This window comes from Pseudomonas campi (assembly GCF_013200955.2).
Taxonomy (GTDB): domain Bacteria; phylum Pseudomonadota; class Gammaproteobacteria; order Pseudomonadales; family Pseudomonadaceae; genus Aquipseudomonas; species Aquipseudomonas campi.
Genome location: NZ_CP053697.2, coordinates 1,331,345 through 1,347,840, shown reverse-complemented (window position 1 = coordinate 1,347,840; position 16,496 = coordinate 1,331,345). Strand labels below are relative to the sequence as shown.

Here is a 16,496-nt window from a genome sequence, read left to right as displayed (position 1 = left end):
CGGAAGAGGGCCCGCCGCCAGGCTAGCGAACAGTCTTAGAACACGTACTGCGCGCGCATCACGAAGCCGTCGCCATCGTCGTCGCCAGCCGAGTTCTTGGCATTGTCGACCGAGGAGGTGACGTACACGCCGCTGATCTTCACGGACTCGTTGGCGTACCAGTTCAGACCGACGTTGTGTACGGTGCCTTCGATGTCGTCGACATCGCTGAAGTCCTTGCCAGACTTGCCGTCGCCATTGACGAAGGCCGCGTAGTCGTTGTTGTCGTCGGCGCTGATGTGGTCGTAGCGGTAGAACACTTCCCAGGCACCAATCTGCTTGTTGGCCGGCTTGATCGCGTCGAACTTGCCGAGCTTGTAGCCACGCGCCTCGCCGGTCAGGGTGTAGGCGAGCTGCACGTAGTAGCCTTCGGAATCGACATCGTCGAAGGTGTTGTCGTCAGCCTTCAGGGTGCGCGCCACATACTCGCCCTGTACGGAGAACGGGCCGGTGGCCCAGGCGGCTTCCAGACCCCAGGCGGCGTCATCATCGAAGGTGCCGACGCTGGTGGCTTCAGCGCCGCCCAGTTGCAGACGGTTGCCGTTGTCGCCGGCATCCTGGCCACCGTCGGTGCTCACACCACGGATACCCAGGCGGCTGCGGATACGGCTGTCGAACTCGCCGTCGGACACGTCGCGCTGGGCAAAGTTGAGGCCCAGGTGCAGGACGTTGCCGGCATCGTGCATCGGTGCGAATACGCCGCGCAGGTTGAACTGCTTGGAGCTGTTGCCGTCTTCGTCGGAGTTGCTGGCGTCCTTGGCGAACAGACCAGCCGAACCGTACAGGGAAGTGCCAGCGGTGCCGGATGCCTGGATGCCCATGCCGCCGTTGTGACCGTTGGCCCAGTCGACCAGATCATAGGCAGCGTTACGCTCCTGGGCAGTCACCCACTTGGAGCTGGTGGCTTTTTCCAAACCGAATTCTGGGTCGAAGCGGCCGGCCTTGATCGATACCGGGGCGAAGCCGTTGTAGGACAGCGAGGCCTCGTCGAAGTAACCGTCTTCATCGCGGTTGTCGCCGCCGGCGTTGTGCGAGAAGTCGTAGTTGAGCTGGTAGGCCCAGTCGCTGTACATCACGCCGCCCAGTTCGAGGAAGGCACGACGGAAATAACCGGCGTCGGCGTTATCGCCATCCTTGGTGTAGAAGCCGTCGAAGGTGCTGTAGTCAGCCTGTACGCGGCCGCCCAGCTTGAAGCTGAATTCTTTGTCGGTGGTGCCGACTTCCAGGCCACCTTTGGTCTTGATGACGATGTCAGTGCCATCGGTGGTGACGGTACCGGCGAAAGCCTGGGCGGAAATGGCCAGAGCCAGGGCGCTGGCTGCAAAACCGGCGAAGTGCTTACGGATCATCGATGAATTCCCCTAATGGTCTTTGCGTTGGAAAACACGCGGGCGGGTGCCCTTGGTGCTGGAGGGGAATCTTGGAGGGGGGTTATTTCAGCCCAGTTGCTGATAGATGAAAGTTCTATGACAGAGGAACTTTTTACTTCCTTTGATAATAACTAGCGAATTGCCTCGGGCCGCCAGCCATTGCCTGACGCCCCGCACCCGGCAGGAACGCCGACCGCAGCACAGCCGGCAGGTCCATTCAGCTCGCTTTGCGGCGTAACGCGCGGGCCAGCCAGTAATCGACGCTGAGCCAGCGCCCGGCACCGCTGAAGAACAGCGCCACCAGCATCACCAGGTAGGTGGCGGCGAACTCGATGCCGTTGTTCAGCACCACCAGCTTGCCGCTGCTGGTCAGCCAGTCGTAGTTGCCGTGCTCCTTGAGCAGCGCCCGCGCCCGCTCGATCTTCTCGGCCGAGGCCAGCACCCGCTCGTTGGCGAACGGCGCCGAGGGGTCGGCAATCGCCTGCCAACCATAGGGCCAGTGCACACTGACGATCGCCACCAGCATGGTCACCATCAGCGGGATAGTGATCCAGCGCAGAGCCAGACCGAACAGCAGCAGGATCGCCCCGCCCGCCTCGGTCAACGCCGCCAGCCAGGCCAGCAGTTCGGGAAATGGCAGGCCCAGGCCCCAGTCCGGGTTGCCGAACCAGGCGATGGTCGCGGGCATATCCGCCAGCTTGTGCGTACCGGCCATCCAGAAAATCGGCACTAGGTACAGACGCAGCAGCAGCGGGCCGAGAAAGTCGAGGCGACGGGTAGCGTCCAGGGCATCCTGGAGGCGATTGAGCAGGGTCAGCATGAGAGTCTCCGTTGGCTGGGCAGCGCGCCGCCTGGCCGGTCAGATGGTCGGGGGGAACCAGATGTCCTGGCGCTGCCAGTCGTCCAGTAGCGCGCGGGCATGGGTGAAGTAACGTTCGTCGGCGGCAATACCACTGGTCTCGGCCAGGACCAGTAACGCCGCAGCACTCGTCTCGCCCGCCTGCAGGCGCAGGGCCAGGTGATAAGCGAACGGCGACAGCTGCTGGAAGCGCACCTTGTCCGCCGCGTCGCGCCAGGCCAGCAGACAGGTCGGTTCGGCCGGCGCGTGCAGTGGTCGGTACTCGGCACTCAGGCGTTGCACCGGCCAGGCATAAGCCAGCGGCCAGGCCAGGGGTGACCAGCCCTGCGCGGGCAATTCGACTGTGGCCACATCCAGCTCAAGCTCGACCCGTTCGTAATGCGCCAGTTCGAGGAGGAACGGCGGATCATCCGCCTCGGCGACAAAGCCCTGCTGCAACCAGCCAACAAACTCCGCACCGATCTCGAGGAAATACGGCGTGGTGCAGCGGTGCCCGGCGATGAAACTGCGCACCAGGCGCTGCCAGCGCGCGTCATCGAACAGCCGGCGCAGCACCGGAAAACCGCTGCTGAGAAAGCTCTCGATATTGTTGAAGAACAGGCCTTCGTACACCGCCATACGCTCGGCAGCGATGCCCGGCAGCAGCGCCTGCGCCTCGGGCTGGCGAATGCGCGCGGCGAAGGCCAGCTGGTCGCGCTCGCTCATCGCCCGGCCCCCTGCTGCAAAGCTCGGATCTGCGCCACCTCGGCATACAGCTCGCTCACCGGCGGGAAGTTGAAGTCGCGTTCCAGCAGGGTCGGCCGTACGCCATGCAGTCCATAGGCCTGCCGGAGCAACGCCCATACCGGGTCGCACACCGGCGCGCCATGGGTGTCGATCTTCAGGTCGGCGGCCTCGTCGTAGTGCCCGGCCATGTGCAGGTAGGCGATGCGCTCGCCCGGCATGGCCTGGATATAGGCCAGCGGGTCGAAGCTGAAATTGGTCGCGTTGACGTAGACGTTGTTGATGTCCAGCAGCAGCTGGCAATCCGCTTCGTCCAGCACCGCGCGAATAAAGCTGGTCTCGTCCAGCTCGCCGGGCAGGCGCGCATAGGCCGAGACGTTTTCGATGATCAGCGGTCGTTCCAGCACATCCTGCACGGTGCGAATGCGCGTGGCGACCCGTTGCACGGTGTGCGCCGTGAACGGCAACGGCATCAGGTCGTACAGCTGGCCCTCGTCGGCACAGGCCGACAGGTGTTCGCTGTAACCGCGGATGCCGTGTTCGTCGAGAAAACCCTTGATGGCCTTGAGCAACTCGATATCGAGCGGCGCCACGCCACCGAGGTTGAGGGACAGACCATGGCAGAGGAACGGCACGCGCTCACTGAGGCCGCGCAGCTGGCGGGCAAAACGCCCGCCTACGCCGATCCAGTTTTCCGGGGCGATTTCGAGGAAATCCACCTGGCCCACGGCACTGTCCGCCAGCGCCGTCAGCAGGCCGCGACGCAGGCCGAGGCCGGCGCCGCTGACGAAAGGCTGCAGGGTCATGTCCGTGGCGACCTTACTCGGCCTTCTCGGCGCCACAGCTGCCCTCATGGGCCGCCTTGCCTTCGCCACAGGAACCTTCTTTGGCGGCCTTGCCTTCCTCACCGCAGCTGCCTTCTTTGGCCGCCTTGTCGCCGCCACACTTGCCCTCTTCGGCTTTCATTTCGGCGCCGCACTTGCCCTCGCCACAGGAACCTTCGTGGCCCTTCTCATGGGCAGCCAGGCTGTAGCCGCTGCTCAGTTCCTGGGCAGCAAACGGGTTGCCGGCAGCCTGGGCAGTTACAGCGACAGTGCTCAGCAGGGCGGCACCCAGGGTAGCGACAACGGTATTCAGCTGTTTCATGGAATCTCTCCGGTGGTGGTTGATTCAGGGAAGCCGGCATGGCCCCCTCGCAACACTAGACGCAGGTGCACGGCCAGCGTTACAGGTGGCGTAGATTTTTTCTGCGCTGGTTGGTGCGGCAGTTTACTCGGCGCCTAATTCGGACGCCGGAAACTCCCCTCTCCCACTTGTGGGAGAGGGGCTGGGGGAGAGGGCCTGGGCCAACTTACCCTCCCCCATTACTCGGCATCCCGTCATGGCGCTCAGGGCGCAAACAGCTCCAACTGCTCATGCCGGCCACGCATGTCCAGCAGCCGCACGCCCACCCCGAGCAGGCGCACCGGCTTGTTGCCGCGGGCAAAGGCGGCCGACAGCAGCTGCTGGTAGCTGTGCAGGTCACGGCGCGCACCGGCCTGCTCGAGGGTGGTCTGGCTGAAGTCGTGAAATTTGATTTTGACGAAGGGCTTGTCCGGCTTATAGCTGCTGTCGAGGCGCGCCATGCGCGTTTCCAGCTGCTCTAACAACTCCGGCAAACGCTTCAGGCACATCGCCAGGTTGGGGATGTCCTCGTCGTAGGTGTTTTCCACACTCACCGACTGGCGCCGGCTATCGGTCTGCAGGGCGCGCTCGTCGATGCCCCGGGCCAGGCTCCACAGGCGCTCGCCAAAACTGCCGAACTCGCGCACCAGGGCCAGCTTGTTCCATTCACGCAGATCGGCGCAGGTGCTGATGCCCAGGCGCCCGAGCTTGTCCGCGGTGACCTTGCCCACGCCATGCAGCTTGCTCACCGGCAGCACGGCGACAAACTCGTCGACCTGATCCGGGGTGATGACGAACAAGCCATCGGGTTTGCGCCAGTCGCTGGCGATCTTGGCCAGGAACTTGTTCGGCGCCACCCCGGCCGACACGGTGATATGCAGCTCCTGCGACACCCGGCGGCGGATCTCCTTGGCGATGCGCGTGGCGCTGCCGGCAAAATGCGCGCTGTCGGTCACGTCCAGGTAGGCCTCATCCAGCGACAGCGGCTCGATGATCTCGGTGAACTCGCGAAAGATGCCGTGGATTTCCCGGGAAACCGCCTTGTAGGCATCCATTCGTGGTTTGACCACTTTCAGATCTGGGCAGAGCTTGAGCGCCTGCCCCATCGGCATGGCCGAGCGAATGCCCCAGGCCCGCGCCTCGTAGTTGCAGGTGGCAACCACGCCCCGCCGATCGGCAGCGCCGCCCACCGCCAACGGCTTGCCGGCCAGCTGCGGGTCGTCACGCATCTCGATCGCTGCATAAAAGCAGTCGCAATCCACATGAATAATCTTGCGCACGAAAGTCCGGAAAGCCCCAGCAGGCAAGCCCTGAAGCCCTCGAGTCTACCACTCGTCCAGCGCTAAGCAGCTGATCGATCAGGATTTTTTCCACGTTAAAGGTTGACAGCCGAGGATTTGACGATAGAATTGGCGCCGCGGGATGGAGCAGTCTGGTAGCTCGTCGGGCTCATAACCCGAAGGTCGTAGGTTCAAATCCTGCTCCCGCAACCAGTTTCGAAGAAAGGCCACTCAAACGAGTGGCCTTTTTCGTTTCTGCCTTTTTATTTAAGTAATTGATTAAAAAGCAGAAATCGATTGACAGAAACTTCTACCGCAGTAGAATTGGCGCCGCGGGATGGAGCAGTCTGGTAGCTCGTCGGGCTCATAACCCGAAGGTCGTAGGTTCAAATCCTGCTCCCGCAACCAGTTTCGAAGAAAGGCCACTCAAACGAGTGGCCTTTTTCGTTTCCGCCTTCCGTTGACCTCCCTCAGCCTTTCTTAAGGTTCACGGCGCTATGCTGTGCAACTCGTTTAACCAAAACCTGCCAACAGGCGCAGGAGACTGATCGAGGACGCACGATGAGCTGGAAGAACTCCGAACAGCGCTATGGCAGCCTGTCCATTGCCCTGCACTGGCTGATGCTGATCCTGATTGCCGGCGTCTATGCCTGCATCGAACTCAAAGGCAACTTCCCCAAGGGCAGCGATACCCGCGAGCTGCTCAAGCAATGGCACTTCATGCTCGGCCTGGCGGTATTTGCCCTGGTCTGGCTGCGCCTGCTGGCACGGCTGATCGCCCCCACGCCGAACATCGTCCCGGCCCTACCCGCCTGGCAAGCCATCCCCGCCAAACTCATGCACCTGGCGCTGTACCTGCTGATGATCGGCGCGCCACTGGCCGGCTGGCTGATCCTCAGCGCTGCTGGCAAGCCGATCCCGTTCTTCGGCCTGGAGCTGCCGCCACTGGTCGGCGAGAACAAACAGCTAGCCGGACAGATCAAGGAACTACACGAGCTGGCCGGCACCGCCGGTTACTGGCTGATCGGCCTGCACGCCGTCGCCGGGCTGTTCCACCATTTCGTCAGCCGCGACAACACCCTGACCCGCATGCTGCCGGGGCGCGGCTGATCCAACCACTGCGCCCCTCCCGTCGGAGCAGCTGCAGCCGCGAAGCGATGCCTGAGTACAGCGCCATCTCGCGAATAGAGCCGTCCCACCCAAACGGGAAAGCCGGTGCAGCCCAGGAATAGGCGCCCACCTTTATATAAAGGTGGCAAACGGCACCTCGTAACGCTGGCCAAGCCTCGTCTGCGCCGCTAGAATTGCGCACTTTTTGATCAGCGGCGCCACCCAGAGCGCCCGATGAGGTTAGCCCCGATGTCCACCGCCACCCCGAAAGTCGGCTTCGTCAGCCTTGGTTGCCCTAAAGCGACTGTCGACTCCGAACGCATCCTCACCCAGCTGCGCATGGAGGGCTACGAGATCGTGCCCACCTACGAGGATGCCGACGTGGTGGTGGTCAACACCTGCGGCTTCATCGACAGCGCCAAGGCCGAATCCCTTGAGGTGATTGGTGAAGCCATCGCCGAAAACGGCAAGGTCATCGTCACCGGCTGCATGGGCGTGGACGAAGGCAACATCCGCAACGTGCACCCTAGCGTGCTCTCGGTGACTGGCCCGCAGCAGTACGAGCAAGTGGTCAACGCCGTGCACGACGTGATCCCGCCGAAGACCGATCACAATCCACTGATCGACTTGGTGCCGCCGCAAGGCATCAAGCTGACCCCGCGCCACTACGCCTACCTGAAGATTTCCGAAGGCTGCAACCATCGCTGCAGCTTCTGCATCATCCCCTCGATGCGCGGCGACCTGGTCAGCCGCCCGGTCGGCGATGTACTCAGCGAAGCCGAGCGCCTGGTCAAGGCCGGCGTCAAAGAGCTGCTGGTGATCTCCCAGGACACCAGCGCCTACGGCGTCGACCTCAAGTACAAGATGGACTTCTGGAACGGCCAGCCGGTAAAGACGCGCATGCTGGAACTGTGCGAAGCGCTGTCGTCGATGGGCGTGTGGGTGCGCCTGCACTACGTCTACCCCTACCCCAACGTCGACCACGTCATCCCGCTGATGGCCGAAGGCAAGCTGCTGCCGTACCTGGACATCCCCTTCCAGCACGCTAGCCCGAAAGTGCTGAAGGCCATGAAACGCCCGGCCTTCGAAGACAAGACCCTGGCGCGTATCAAGCAATGGCGCGAGATCTGCCCCGAGCTGACCATCCGCTCCACCTTCATCGTCGGCTTCCCCGGCGAAACCGAAGAAGACTTCCAGTACCTGCTCGACTGGCTGACCGAAGCGCAGCTCGATCGCGTTGGCTGCTTCCAGTACTCGCCCGTGGAAGGCGCACCGGCCAATGACATGGACCTCGAAGTCGTCCCCGACGACGTCAAGCAGGACCGCTGGGACCGCTTCATGGCCCACCAGCAGGCCATCAGCGCCGCCCGCCTGCAGCTGAAGATCGGCCAGGAAATCGAAGTGCTGATCGACGAAGTGGACGAGCAAGGCGCGGTCGGCCGCTCCTACGCCGATGCCCCGGAAATCGACGGCAGCGTGTTCATCGACTCCACCAGCGTGAAGCCCGGCGACAAGATCCGCGTGCGCGTGATCGACGCCGACGAATACGACCTCTGGGCCGAACTGGCCTGATCGCCAGGCGCTTAACGCCAGAAAACAAAAAGCCCCGCCTGCATGCGGGGCTTTTTATTACGCGATCATCGACCAACCGTATAGCAGCGGCTCCAGCCGCGAAACCTCAATACACCACTACCGATCTAGCGGACTAATCACCCCCAGCCCACCACGATTGAGCACATGGGTATAGATCTGCGTGGTCTTCACATCCGCGTGCCCCAACAGCTCCTGTACCGTGCGGATGTCCTGGCCACTCTCCAGCAGATGGGTGGCAAAGGAATGGCGGAAGGTGTGCGGCGTAGTGTGCTTGATAAGCCCGGCACGCCTGGCCGCTTCACGCACCCCACGCTGGATGGTTTTCTCATGCAGGTGGTGGCGAAAAATCCCCTCTGAGCGAGGATCCTTGGAACGATTAATCGAAGGGAAGACAAATTGCCACCCCCACTCTGCCGCCGCATTCGGATACTTGCGCGCCAGAGCGAACGGCAGATTGGCCCGCCCAAAGCCCTCGGCCAGATCGGTACGGTGCAGTACCTCCACCTTCAACAGATGCTCCTGCAACGGCAACACCAGCCGTTGCGGCAGCATGGTCACCCGATCCTTCTGCCCCTTGCCATCACGCACCAAAATCTCACCACGAGCGAAATCGACATCCTTCACCCGCAAACGCAGCGCCTCCAGTAACCGCAGCCCCGCGCCATACAGCAGATTGGCGACAATCCAGCGCACACCCGATAACTGCGCCAACACCAACGCCACTTCCTCGCGGGTCAATACCACCGGTAAATGCTTGGGCTTCTTGGCACGAACAATGTCATCCAGCCAGGGCAACTGCACCTGCAACACCTGCTTGTAAAGAAACAGCAGCGCAGCCAACGCCTGATTCTGCGTGGAGCCGGAGACATTCTTGGCCACTGCCAAGTGCGTCAGAAAAGCCTCGATTTCCGCCGCCCCCATCTCAGCCGGATGCCGATACCGATGAAAGCGGATAAAGCGCTTCACCCACTCGGCGTAGACAGCCTCGGTACGAATCGAATAGTTTCTCAAACGAATCTGCTGGCGCACTTGCTCCAGCAATTTTGGCTTGCCGTCATCCATGTCGTGTTGCTCCCTGAGTGATGTCGCCTTTCCCGCGACCTCCTCCAAGCTAGACAAGGACTTGTAGAACGACAAGGAACGTTATCTGACATTTTGTCGGGGGTTATGCGACAGCGATGTCGTCTAATTATAGTTAGGCGCAAGGGCAAAATTGGTTCTTCAGCACCGAGCCAGGGAACACAATCATCGCATCAGCGCGGTATTCCTGAATCGAATGGTCGCCTGGCAGTAGAGGCCGTTATTTGTGGCCAGCATAGGAGTTGCTTTCAGAGAATGTGCACATCACAAATAACTTCCGGGGCCAAAACCGACACGCCGTGCGCACCGCCGGTTAAGCTCGGCGCTGGCATCATTTCCCGCGCTCGGCTGGGCAATCTAACAATTGGCTCAAGTCGTTCGCTTCGCTCACTCGGGACCGGCGAAGCCGGCCCCTTAGCCAAACGTTAGGCGCAAGGGCAAAATTGGTTCTCCAGCACCGAGCCAGGAAACACAATCACTGCATCAGCGCGGTGTTCCTGAATCGAATGGTCGCCAGACAGTAGAGGCCGTTATTTGTGGTCAGCAAAGGAGTTGCTTTCAGAGAATGTGCACATCACAAATAACTTCCGGCGCCAAAACCGACACGCCGTGCGCACCGCCGGTCAGGCTCGGCGCTGGCCTCATTTCCGGCGTTCGACTGGGCAGTCTAACAATTGGCTCAAGTCGTTCGCTTCGCTCACTCGGGACCGGCGAAGCCGGCCCCTTAGCCAAACGTTAGCAGAACAAGGAATAGTCATGATCGACTTTAACAATAAAGGTTTTTTCAAGCTCAAGCAGAACAGTGAATATGCAGAGAAAATTACTGCATTGCTGTTAGACAATGAGGAAATCATTGACTCATACAAATCCATGCGTGATGGCGTGGTTTTCACCAGCAAGAGAATTATTGCCGTAAACGTTCAAGGGCTAACCGGTAGCAAAAAAGATTTCACGTCCATTCCTTATAAAAACATTGTTGCCTACTCGGTGGAAACATCAGGAACGTTTGACCTTGATTCAGAACTGGAAATATATCTATCCTCTGTTGGCAAGGTGAAATTCGAGTTCACTGGAAAAACCTCAATGGTAGAAATATCGAAACACATATCAAAGCACCTGCTTTAATTTCAACTCACACACTCAGCCGTCTGCTAACAACTGGTTCAAGTCGCTCGCTTCGCTCACTCGGGACCGGCTAAAGCCGGCCCCTTAACCAAACGTTAGAAGGCAAGAAGGTTAATTTGTGAACCGCCAATTAAAAGCAATCATCACAGGTTTAGCCTTTGCATCTATTCCAATAGCTTTCATCTTTGCTTTCAGTTACACGCAATTTATCTTTATAGCCTTCCCAATATCCCTACTTATTTTCATGGTCACAGCAGCCTTAAGGTCATGCTGCCAGCACTGCGGACAACCAACAATCTATAGTATTAATGGCCGGGCTTGGAGCATTTGCATTAGTGGCCCATGCCCCAACTGCGGAAAGCCATGTTAATCGTGGCTATGCCGTCTAACTACTGGTTCAAGCCGTTCGCTTCGCTCACTCGGGACCGGCTAAAGCCGGCCCCTTAACCAAACGTTAGGGAATCATGCTAAGCACATTTATAGCGCCAGCACTCATAATCACATTATTAGTATGCCTAGTAAGTGCTGTAGGTAGCAACACCATACAAAGTAAAATTCGGGCAGCCGTAATTTTACTCTCTCCAATTTGGTTTCCAGTGCTTTACCTTTGCACTATATATCTAGCCAACTTATTACCAAACTTTGAATTCAAAGGCGAGTCCCGCCTTGCTTTATTTTTACTTTTCGCAATTCCGCTTGTAGGCAGCTACCCTATCTTCACGTCAGAGCACGTCCCCCTAATTGGGAAATTACTAGCTATACCTGTGTACTACCTAGCCTCGTTGGTTTTTATTGGGCTCGGCAGCTGGATTCTAGGGTGCGAACTGGGCGTTGTGGGGTGCCATTAGGCCATCCCTAACAACTGGTTCAAGTCGTTCGCTTCGCTCACTCGGGACCGGCTAAAGCCGGCCCCTTAACCAAACGTTATGTTTCAGCTGGGGTCATCCATGCATAAAAACAAAGAATTAAAATTATTATCTGCACTGATCAAGCAAAAGGACATGAAGCCCACAAGTAAAAATAAGCGACTTGCTATAAATTTTATAACCTGGCTAATAATCGGGCTTGTAGCGAGCTTCAGCTACAACTATTTTGGGAGACCTGAAATTCCTGGGTTGGTTATCTTTTTTGGAGCGCTAGCAATGGGCGTCTTCATTGGCATTATTTCAATGTGTGACGTATCCAGAAGTCAGTGGCCAATAATAAGGCCTCACATAAACTTCAAAAGCATTGAGGAGCGAGTCCGTGAGCTTGAAACATAACAATGCGCTCAAAGCGCTCACTCCGTTCGCTGGGACCGGCGAAGCCGGCCCCTTAGCTTAATCGTTAGGCATGATCAAACACATGAATCAACATCGCTGGCAATGCGTCCACTGCAACGCCGAAAACAGCACGAACTCTGATACATGTGCATCCTGCCAAAAATCATGCTACGAAATTTTGGATGAGCAACGTCACGACAGCCCATTCGAAAATTCTTACCAAGTTTATTATATGTATGGTGCTTGGACGCTCGTGCCTGCATCCATACAGATCCTTAGCTCGATGGGGCTTTACTGGCAAAGCCTTTTAGTAATCGCACTCCTACTTACATCATTATTAACAGAGCAATTCTGGCACATTGCGAGAAATAGCAATTTCTTTCGCCTTATTTCCAAGCTTTCTATCGCGCAGTTAGCAATCGCCTTGGTCAACCTGCTCACTCACAGCATGGTTGTTTCTGCAGCTGGAATCATTATCGGTATCACAGCTGCCATAATTTCCTTTATACCAATTGCAAAATATACTGAAAAATACAGGCTCAGATAATGATCCATGCAAGGCCTAACAAGGCGCTCAAATCGTTCGCTTCGCTCACTGGGACCGGCTAAAGCCGGCCCCTTAGCTTAATCGTTAGGCCCCATGAATAAACCACTCAGCAGCGCCATAATTCTTTTTCTTTGCTTCGCATGTGGAGCTGCGGGTTATATCTATGGCTATCTCTCACAACCAGAACAACGAATTTATCCACCAGTAATTCTAAGCTCAATGTCAGAAGCAAAATTATTCGATAGTTCATTTTCTAGCGATGAATTAATTTCCACATACAATTCATCTGAGATACTTAAGATACTTTCAAACTCAGCTTGGACCCAACCAGGAATCATCACGAAAGGAAGCTGGAAAATACTTCTAGACAATGAAACAAAAATCCACCTGAGCTACTACGGAAATTTCTTTTGGATAGAAGGTACTAAAGGTTTCTTTTTGGTGCACCCAGACAACAAAGCAGACTACCAAGCTCTCTTAGGCAAAATACATATAAAAACAGTAGCATGGCGAAAAATTAGAAATGGAACCTAACAACTGGTTCAAGCCGTTCGCTTCGCTCACTCGGGACCGGCTAAAGCCGGCCCCTTAACCAAACGTTAGAAGGCAAGAAGGTTAATTTGTGAACCGCCAATTAAAAGCAATCATCACAGGTTTAGCCTTTGCATCTATTCCAATAGCTTTCATCTTTGCTTTCAGTTACACGCAATTTATCTTTATAGCCTTCCCAATATCCCTACTTATTTTCATGGTCACAGCAGCCTTAAGGTCATGCTGCCAGCACTGCGGACAACCAACAATCTATAGTATTAATGGCCGGGCTTGGAGCATTTGCATTAGTGGCCCATGCCCCAACTGCGGAAAGCCATGTTAATCGTGGCTATGCCGTCTAACTACTGGTTCAAGCCGTTCGCTTCGCTCACTCGGGACCGGCTAAAGCCGGCCCCTTAACCAAACGTTAGAGATCATATTTCGTGCACAACCCATTCAGAACACCAACATATGAAGACGGCGGCACAACAACAAACTCTCCAAGTTTAAATATTTTATTACTTTTATTATCTATAATCACCTCCTACATGCTGACAAAAGACTTCAGCCACTTACTTGTTACTCATAACGACTCGCTAGCAAAAGCAGCTAAAATTTCAATATTTCATTACATATACATAAAAGCCATCCCATTCGAGATCGCTTATTTCAGAGCTTTTTCCAGCATTGCCATTCTTATATTCATATTTTTTACAGCCCGAAACAGCCATAATTTTTCAAGGTACTATTTTTTTGCAATAGCTTATGGGGCTACACAACTTGCGTATCAAACACTAGCGATAACAGGTGCAATTGAAATTCTTAGGCAAGTATCCGGAAAAAGTATCTTCGATACAGGTTTTTGGCTTCACCCAACAATAGCGCCAAGCATAATAGAAGTGCTTATTAAGCTCTCACTAACTCTAGTTCCGTCAATTGCCTTTCTAGCACTATGCGTCACCGTCAAAGCAATAATACAAAAGCAAAATAATTAAAAAAACATCCCATGGATATCTCTAACTAATGGTTCAAGCCGTTCGCTACGCTCACTCGGGACCGGCTAAAGCCGGCCCCTTAACCAAACGTTAGGTTACAGCTCATGATCTATGCAGACATCGGAAGCTTCGACCTTGAAAACTCCCGAATAGACGGTGTTCTTCGTAGTGGTAGCGAAATAGCCATATCATTTAAGTCGATTTTCTTTGAATCCAATAAACATCAAACAAACGAACAGCTTAACGCCGTAATTCGGCTCTCTAACGTCACCAGCGAATCAGCAACACAGCACTTAGGTGGTGGCGTGGAAAAACATGCAGATCTAAGCGACTGCCCAATAGACATAGTAGAGTTAGCAAGCATCGAAAATGGAACCCTAAATTTGCAGGGCTACAAAAATAATACGCCTTGGTTCTGCTGGGAAATTACGGCACTCAGCATCATAATCGAATGGGGCGAAAATCGTGCAACTGCAACCTAACAACTGGTTCAAGTCGTTCGCTTCGCTCACTCGGGACCGGCTAAAGCCGGCCCCTTAACCAAACGTTAGCAGCCTGAGTTAGACCATGACACGCATACAACAGGCAAGGCCGAGTGATGTACCAACACTTCTTCCACTCGTAGCCGATTATTGGAGCTTCGAGGGTATTAGCGAATTTGAACAAGAGCGCGTCGCAACACAGCTAATTCGCTTGCTCTCAAACCCAGATCTTGGGGCTGGCTGGATTGCAATTGTGGATGGGATAGCGGTTGGTTATCTGCTTGCAGTCCACGTATTTAGCCTTGAATACTTGGGTCTTACAGCAGAAGTCGACGAGTTTTTCGTATCGTCGTCACAACGAGGAAGTGGTATTGGTGCAGAACTTCTAAAAAACGCCGAATCTGAATTCATTCGGCGAGGGTGTACAACTATTTCGCTTCAACTATCGCGCAGCAACAATTCCGCTCGTAAGTTCTACCATAGCTTGGGATATACCGAGAGATCAGGGTATGAACTCCTCGACAAAGTATTGGGTAACTGCTAACAACTGGTTCAAGTCGTTCGCTTCGCTCACTCGGGACCGGCTAAAGCCGGCCCCTTAACCAAACGTTATAGGTCATCAATGCGCACCGTCCTGCTGCTGATTTCTACTCTACTAATTTCAGTAACTGCCAATAGTGCAGAGTTAAGCAAATCAGAGGCTCTCGATCTTGCTGAGTTATTCATCCTAGAAAACGGCTTTACGGATGCATCGGCCAAAGAGGTAAAATCAATTCTTGAGAGCAAGGGCATTACCTGGACTGACGAATCTCAAAAGAAACTTATCCATCATGTTTTTACTGTGCACCCAAAAGCTATCGGGATAAAGCCGTGGTATCCATGGGCAGGAGAAGGTTGGAGCGTAGCGTTTCTCCGCACAAAAACAGACCCATCAACTGAATATAACTGCCGAGTCGTAACAATTAATGCGAATGGCTCAAATATTCAAATAATGCATAAAAATGGGCACTGCAAAACCTTTTCTGGACTCTAGCCAGCAATGCCCTATAACTACTGGTTCAAGATCGTTCGCTTCGCTCTCTCGGGACCGGCTAAAGCCGGCCCCTTAACCAAACGTTAGAGCAGTCAATCCATGAGAGTGTCAGCCCTAAGCCTCGTAGCATTCTTAATACTTAGTGCTCTTGTGTCTTATTTCCTTGAGGCCAGCTTCGCTGTTGCCCCTGGAGTTGTGGCTGTCGCATATTTAATTGGGCAAATCCTGAGTTTCGGATCGGAGCATTTTACTGAGTACTGCATCAATATAGCCATCCTCGCCTCAGTGTTAGCAGCACTCTTCATCGCAAGTCACTTCTTTCCTATAATTAATGAGGTAGGGCTTTACAATGTGCAAAAGCTCTAACAATTGGTTCAAAGTCGTTCGCTTCGCTCACTCGGGACCGGCTAAAGCCGGCCCCTTAACCAAACGTTAGGGAATCATGCTAAGCACATTTATAGCGCCAGCACTCATAATCACATTATTAGTATGTCTACTAAGTGCTGTAGGCAGCGATACCATACAAGGTAAAATTCGGACAGCAGTAATTTTACTCTCTCCTATTTGGTTTCCAGCACTATACCTTTGCACTATATATCTAGCCAACTTATTGCCGAATTTTGAATTCAAAGGCGAGTCCCGCCTTGCTATATTTTTACTTTTCGCAGTTCCGCTTGTAGGCAGCTACCCTATCTTCACGTCAGAGCACGTCCCCGTAATTGGGAAATTAATAGCTATACCTGTGTACTATCTAGCCTCGTTGGTTTTTATTGGGCTCGGCAGCTGGATTCTAGGGTGCGAACTGGGCGTTGTGGGGTGCCATTAGGCCATCCCTAACAACTGGTTCAAGTCGCTCGCTTCGCTCACTCGGGACCGGCTAAAGCCGGCCCCTTAACCAAACGTTAGGCACCACTACCACCCATGAAGATCGCAATGAAAAAGATAATTTTACTTATAAGCACAGTCTTATTGCTTTTAGCAGCTGCCTACTCACTGGGCGAGATGACTTACTTTCTCAGAGGCATAATGCAGCGCACATACAACCTCACACCTCTAGCAGGAATTGCAATTGGGAACATTATTTTCTCATGCGCACTACTACTAGCCATTAGCTCAATAAGAAAGCAAATTTCAAACAGCAAAATAGTCGCGTCTGCCTACATCATCACCGGTCTTATAGCCAGTTTCTCAATGCTTATTTACTACCTATTCCCCGGCCTCCCATCCTCAGTAAGCCTCATCAGTATTCTGTCTCCAGAATCACATATATCTATGACTGGAGCTTTAATGGTTGCGCTCGGAC

At 54.9% G+C, this 16,496-nt stretch carries 16 protein-coding genes and 2 tRNA genes; 11 read left to right on the top strand and 7 right to left on the bottom strand.

Annotated features, from left to right (window positions below; translation table 11 throughout):
* Positions 1-35: 35 nt before the first annotated feature.
* The 6 genes from HNE05_RS06120 to dinB form a co-directional block, all read right to left on the bottom strand.
* Positions 36-1,388: an OprO/OprP family phosphate-selective porin gene (locus tag HNE05_RS06120; RefSeq protein WP_173204358.1), complete on the bottom strand. Its 1,353-nt coding sequence runs from the start codon at positions 1,386-1,388 to the stop codon at positions 36-38.
* A gap of 238 nt (positions 1,389-1,626) precedes the next feature.
* Positions 1,627-2,229: an HvfX family Cu-binding RiPP maturation protein gene (locus tag HNE05_RS06115; protein WP_173204356.1), complete on the bottom strand. Its 603-nt coding sequence runs from the start codon at positions 2,227-2,229 to the stop codon at positions 1,627-1,629.
* Between the two features lie 39 nt (positions 2,230-2,268).
* Positions 2,269-2,973 carry an HvfC family RiPP maturation protein gene (locus tag HNE05_RS06110; RefSeq protein ID WP_173204354.1) on the bottom strand — a complete coding sequence of 235 codons (705 nt, stop codon included), beginning with the start codon at positions 2,971-2,973 and terminating at the stop codon, positions 2,269-2,271.
* Entirely contained in the window at positions 2,970-3,797 is an 828-nt protein-coding gene (locus tag HNE05_RS06105) for an HvfB family MNIO-type RiPP peptide maturase (RefSeq protein WP_173204352.1), read from the bottom strand. The genes HNE05_RS06110 and HNE05_RS06105 overlap by 4 nt, the downstream gene beginning before the upstream one ends.
* A 13-nt stretch (positions 3,798-3,810) precedes the next feature.
* The gene (locus tag HNE05_RS06100) at positions 3,811-4,137 is read right to left on the bottom strand and encodes an HvfA family oxazolone/thioamide-modified RiPP metallophore (protein ID WP_173204350.1); all 327 of its coding nucleotides are present in this window, start codon (positions 4,135-4,137) and stop codon (positions 3,811-3,813) included.
* A 242-nt stretch (positions 4,138-4,379) separates the two neighbouring features.
* Complete coding sequence (gene dinB, locus HNE05_RS06095; RefSeq protein WP_420826990.1) at positions 4,380-5,384, bottom strand: DNA polymerase IV; 1,005 nt, start codon at positions 5,382-5,384, stop codon at positions 4,380-4,382.
* Positions 5,385-5,571: 187 nt separating this feature from the next.
* On the opposite strand from dinB, the gene HNE05_RS06090 reads away from it, so the two are divergent.
* The 4 genes from HNE05_RS06090 to rimO all read left to right on the top strand — a co-directional run bounded on the left by HNE05_RS06090 (position 5,572) and on the right by rimO (position 8,117).
* Positions 5,572-5,648 (top strand) — tRNA-Met (locus HNE05_RS06090).
* A 118-nt stretch (positions 5,649-5,766) separates the two neighbouring features.
* Positions 5,767-5,843, top strand: a tRNA-Met gene (locus tag HNE05_RS06085).
* Positions 5,844-5,996: 153 nt separating this feature from the next.
* Entirely contained in the window at positions 5,997-6,545 is a 549-nt protein-coding gene (locus HNE05_RS06080; RefSeq protein ID WP_173204346.1) for a cytochrome b, read from the top strand.
* A 249-nt stretch (positions 6,546-6,794) separates the two neighbouring features.
* Positions 6,795-8,117, top strand: a complete 1,323-nt coding sequence (rimO, locus tag HNE05_RS06075; RefSeq protein ID WP_173204344.1) for a 30S ribosomal protein S12 methylthiotransferase RimO — start codon at positions 6,795-6,797, stop codon at positions 8,115-8,117.
* 117 nt (positions 8,118-8,234) lie between these two features.
* Here rimO and HNE05_RS06070 read toward each other — a convergent pair whose 3' ends face one another.
* Positions 8,235-9,200 (bottom strand): integron integrase, encoded by a 966-nt coding sequence (locus tag HNE05_RS06070; RefSeq protein ID WP_173204342.1) that lies wholly within the window; start codon positions 9,198-9,200, stop codon positions 8,235-8,237.
* Positions 9,201-9,974: 774 nt separating this feature from the next.
* Between HNE05_RS06070 and HNE05_RS06065 the strand changes: the two genes are divergently transcribed.
* The 7 genes from HNE05_RS06065 to HNE05_RS06035 all read left to right on the top strand — a co-directional run bounded on the left by HNE05_RS06065 (position 9,975) and on the right by HNE05_RS06035 (position 15,193).
* Positions 9,975-10,343 carry a PH domain-containing protein gene (locus HNE05_RS06065; protein ID WP_078746352.1) on the top strand — a complete coding sequence of 123 codons (369 nt, stop codon included), beginning with the start codon at positions 9,975-9,977 and terminating at the stop codon, positions 10,341-10,343.
* A 1,344-nt stretch (positions 10,344-11,687) separates the two neighbouring features.
* Positions 11,688-12,152, top strand: coding sequence for a hypothetical protein (locus tag HNE05_RS06060; RefSeq protein WP_173204340.1), 465 nt, complete (start codon positions 11,688-11,690; stop codon positions 12,150-12,152).
* A 93-nt stretch (positions 12,153-12,245) separates the two neighbouring features.
* Positions 12,246-12,686 carry a hypothetical protein gene (locus HNE05_RS06055; RefSeq protein WP_173204338.1) on the top strand — a complete coding sequence of 147 codons (441 nt, stop codon included), beginning with the start codon at positions 12,246-12,248 and terminating at the stop codon, positions 12,684-12,686.
* 440 nt (positions 12,687-13,126) lie between these two features.
* A complete protein-coding gene (locus tag HNE05_RS06050; RefSeq protein WP_173204336.1) occupies positions 13,127-13,678 on the top strand; it encodes a hypothetical protein in 552 nt (183 codons plus the stop codon).
* Between the two features lie 104 nt (positions 13,679-13,782).
* Positions 13,783-14,160: a hypothetical protein gene (locus HNE05_RS06045; RefSeq protein WP_173204334.1), complete on the top strand. Its 378-nt coding sequence runs from the start codon at positions 13,783-13,785 to the stop codon at positions 14,158-14,160.
* Between the two features lie 85 nt (positions 14,161-14,245).
* Positions 14,246-14,704, top strand: coding sequence for a GNAT family N-acetyltransferase (locus HNE05_RS06040; RefSeq protein ID WP_173204332.1), 459 nt, complete (start codon positions 14,246-14,248; stop codon positions 14,702-14,704).
* A gap of 78 nt (positions 14,705-14,782) precedes the next feature.
* Positions 14,783-15,193, top strand: coding sequence for a hypothetical protein (locus HNE05_RS06035; RefSeq protein WP_173204331.1), 411 nt, complete (start codon positions 14,783-14,785; stop codon positions 15,191-15,193).
* Positions 15,194-16,496: the final 1,303 nt, after the last annotated feature.

What these genes read in the sequence shown, in the direction of transcription:
- HNE05_RS06120 (WP_173204358.1), bottom strand. Translation starts at nt 1,388, where the DNA reads ATGATCCGTAAGCACTTCGCCGGTTTTGCAGCCAGCGCCCTGGCTCTG.
- HNE05_RS06115 (WP_173204356.1), bottom strand. Translation starts at nt 2,229, where the DNA reads ATGCTGACCCTGCTCAATCGCCTCCAGGATGCCCTGGACGCTACCCGT.
- HNE05_RS06110 (WP_173204354.1), bottom strand. Translation starts at nt 2,973, where the DNA reads ATGAGCGAGCGCGACCAGCTGGCCTTCGCCGCGCGCATTCGCCAGCCC.
- HNE05_RS06105 (WP_173204352.1), bottom strand. Translation starts at nt 3,797, where the DNA reads ATGACCCTGCAGCCTTTCGTCAGCGGCGCCGGCCTCGGCCTGCGTCGC.
- HNE05_RS06100 (WP_173204350.1), bottom strand. Translation starts at nt 4,137, where the DNA reads ATGAAACAGCTGAATACCGTTGTCGCTACCCTGGGTGCCGCCCTGCTG.
- dinB (WP_420826990.1), bottom strand. Translation starts at nt 5,384, where the DNA reads ATGCGTGACGACCCGCAGCTGGCCGGCAAGCCGTTGGCGGTGGGCGGC.
- HNE05_RS06080 (WP_173204346.1), top strand. Translation starts at nt 5,997, where the DNA reads ATGAGCTGGAAGAACTCCGAACAGCGCTATGGCAGCCTGTCCATTGCC.
- rimO (WP_173204344.1), top strand. Translation starts at nt 6,795, where the DNA reads ATGTCCACCGCCACCCCGAAAGTCGGCTTCGTCAGCCTTGGTTGCCCT.
- HNE05_RS06070 (WP_173204342.1), bottom strand. Translation starts at nt 9,200, where the DNA reads ATGGATGACGGCAAGCCAAAATTGCTGGAGCAAGTGCGCCAGCAGATT.
- HNE05_RS06065 (WP_078746352.1), top strand. Translation starts at nt 9,975, where the DNA reads ATGATCGACTTTAACAATAAAGGTTTTTTCAAGCTCAAGCAGAACAGT.
- HNE05_RS06060 (WP_173204340.1), top strand. Translation starts at nt 11,688, where the DNA reads ATGAATCAACATCGCTGGCAATGCGTCCACTGCAACGCCGAAAACAGC.
- HNE05_RS06055 (WP_173204338.1), top strand. Translation starts at nt 12,246, where the DNA reads ATGAATAAACCACTCAGCAGCGCCATAATTCTTTTTCTTTGCTTCGCA.
- HNE05_RS06045 (WP_173204334.1), top strand. Translation starts at nt 13,783, where the DNA reads ATGATCTATGCAGACATCGGAAGCTTCGACCTTGAAAACTCCCGAATA.
- HNE05_RS06040 (WP_173204332.1), top strand. Translation starts at nt 14,246, where the DNA reads ATGACACGCATACAACAGGCAAGGCCGAGTGATGTACCAACACTTCTT.
- HNE05_RS06035 (WP_173204331.1), top strand. Translation starts at nt 14,783, where the DNA reads ATGCGCACCGTCCTGCTGCTGATTTCTACTCTACTAATTTCAGTAACT.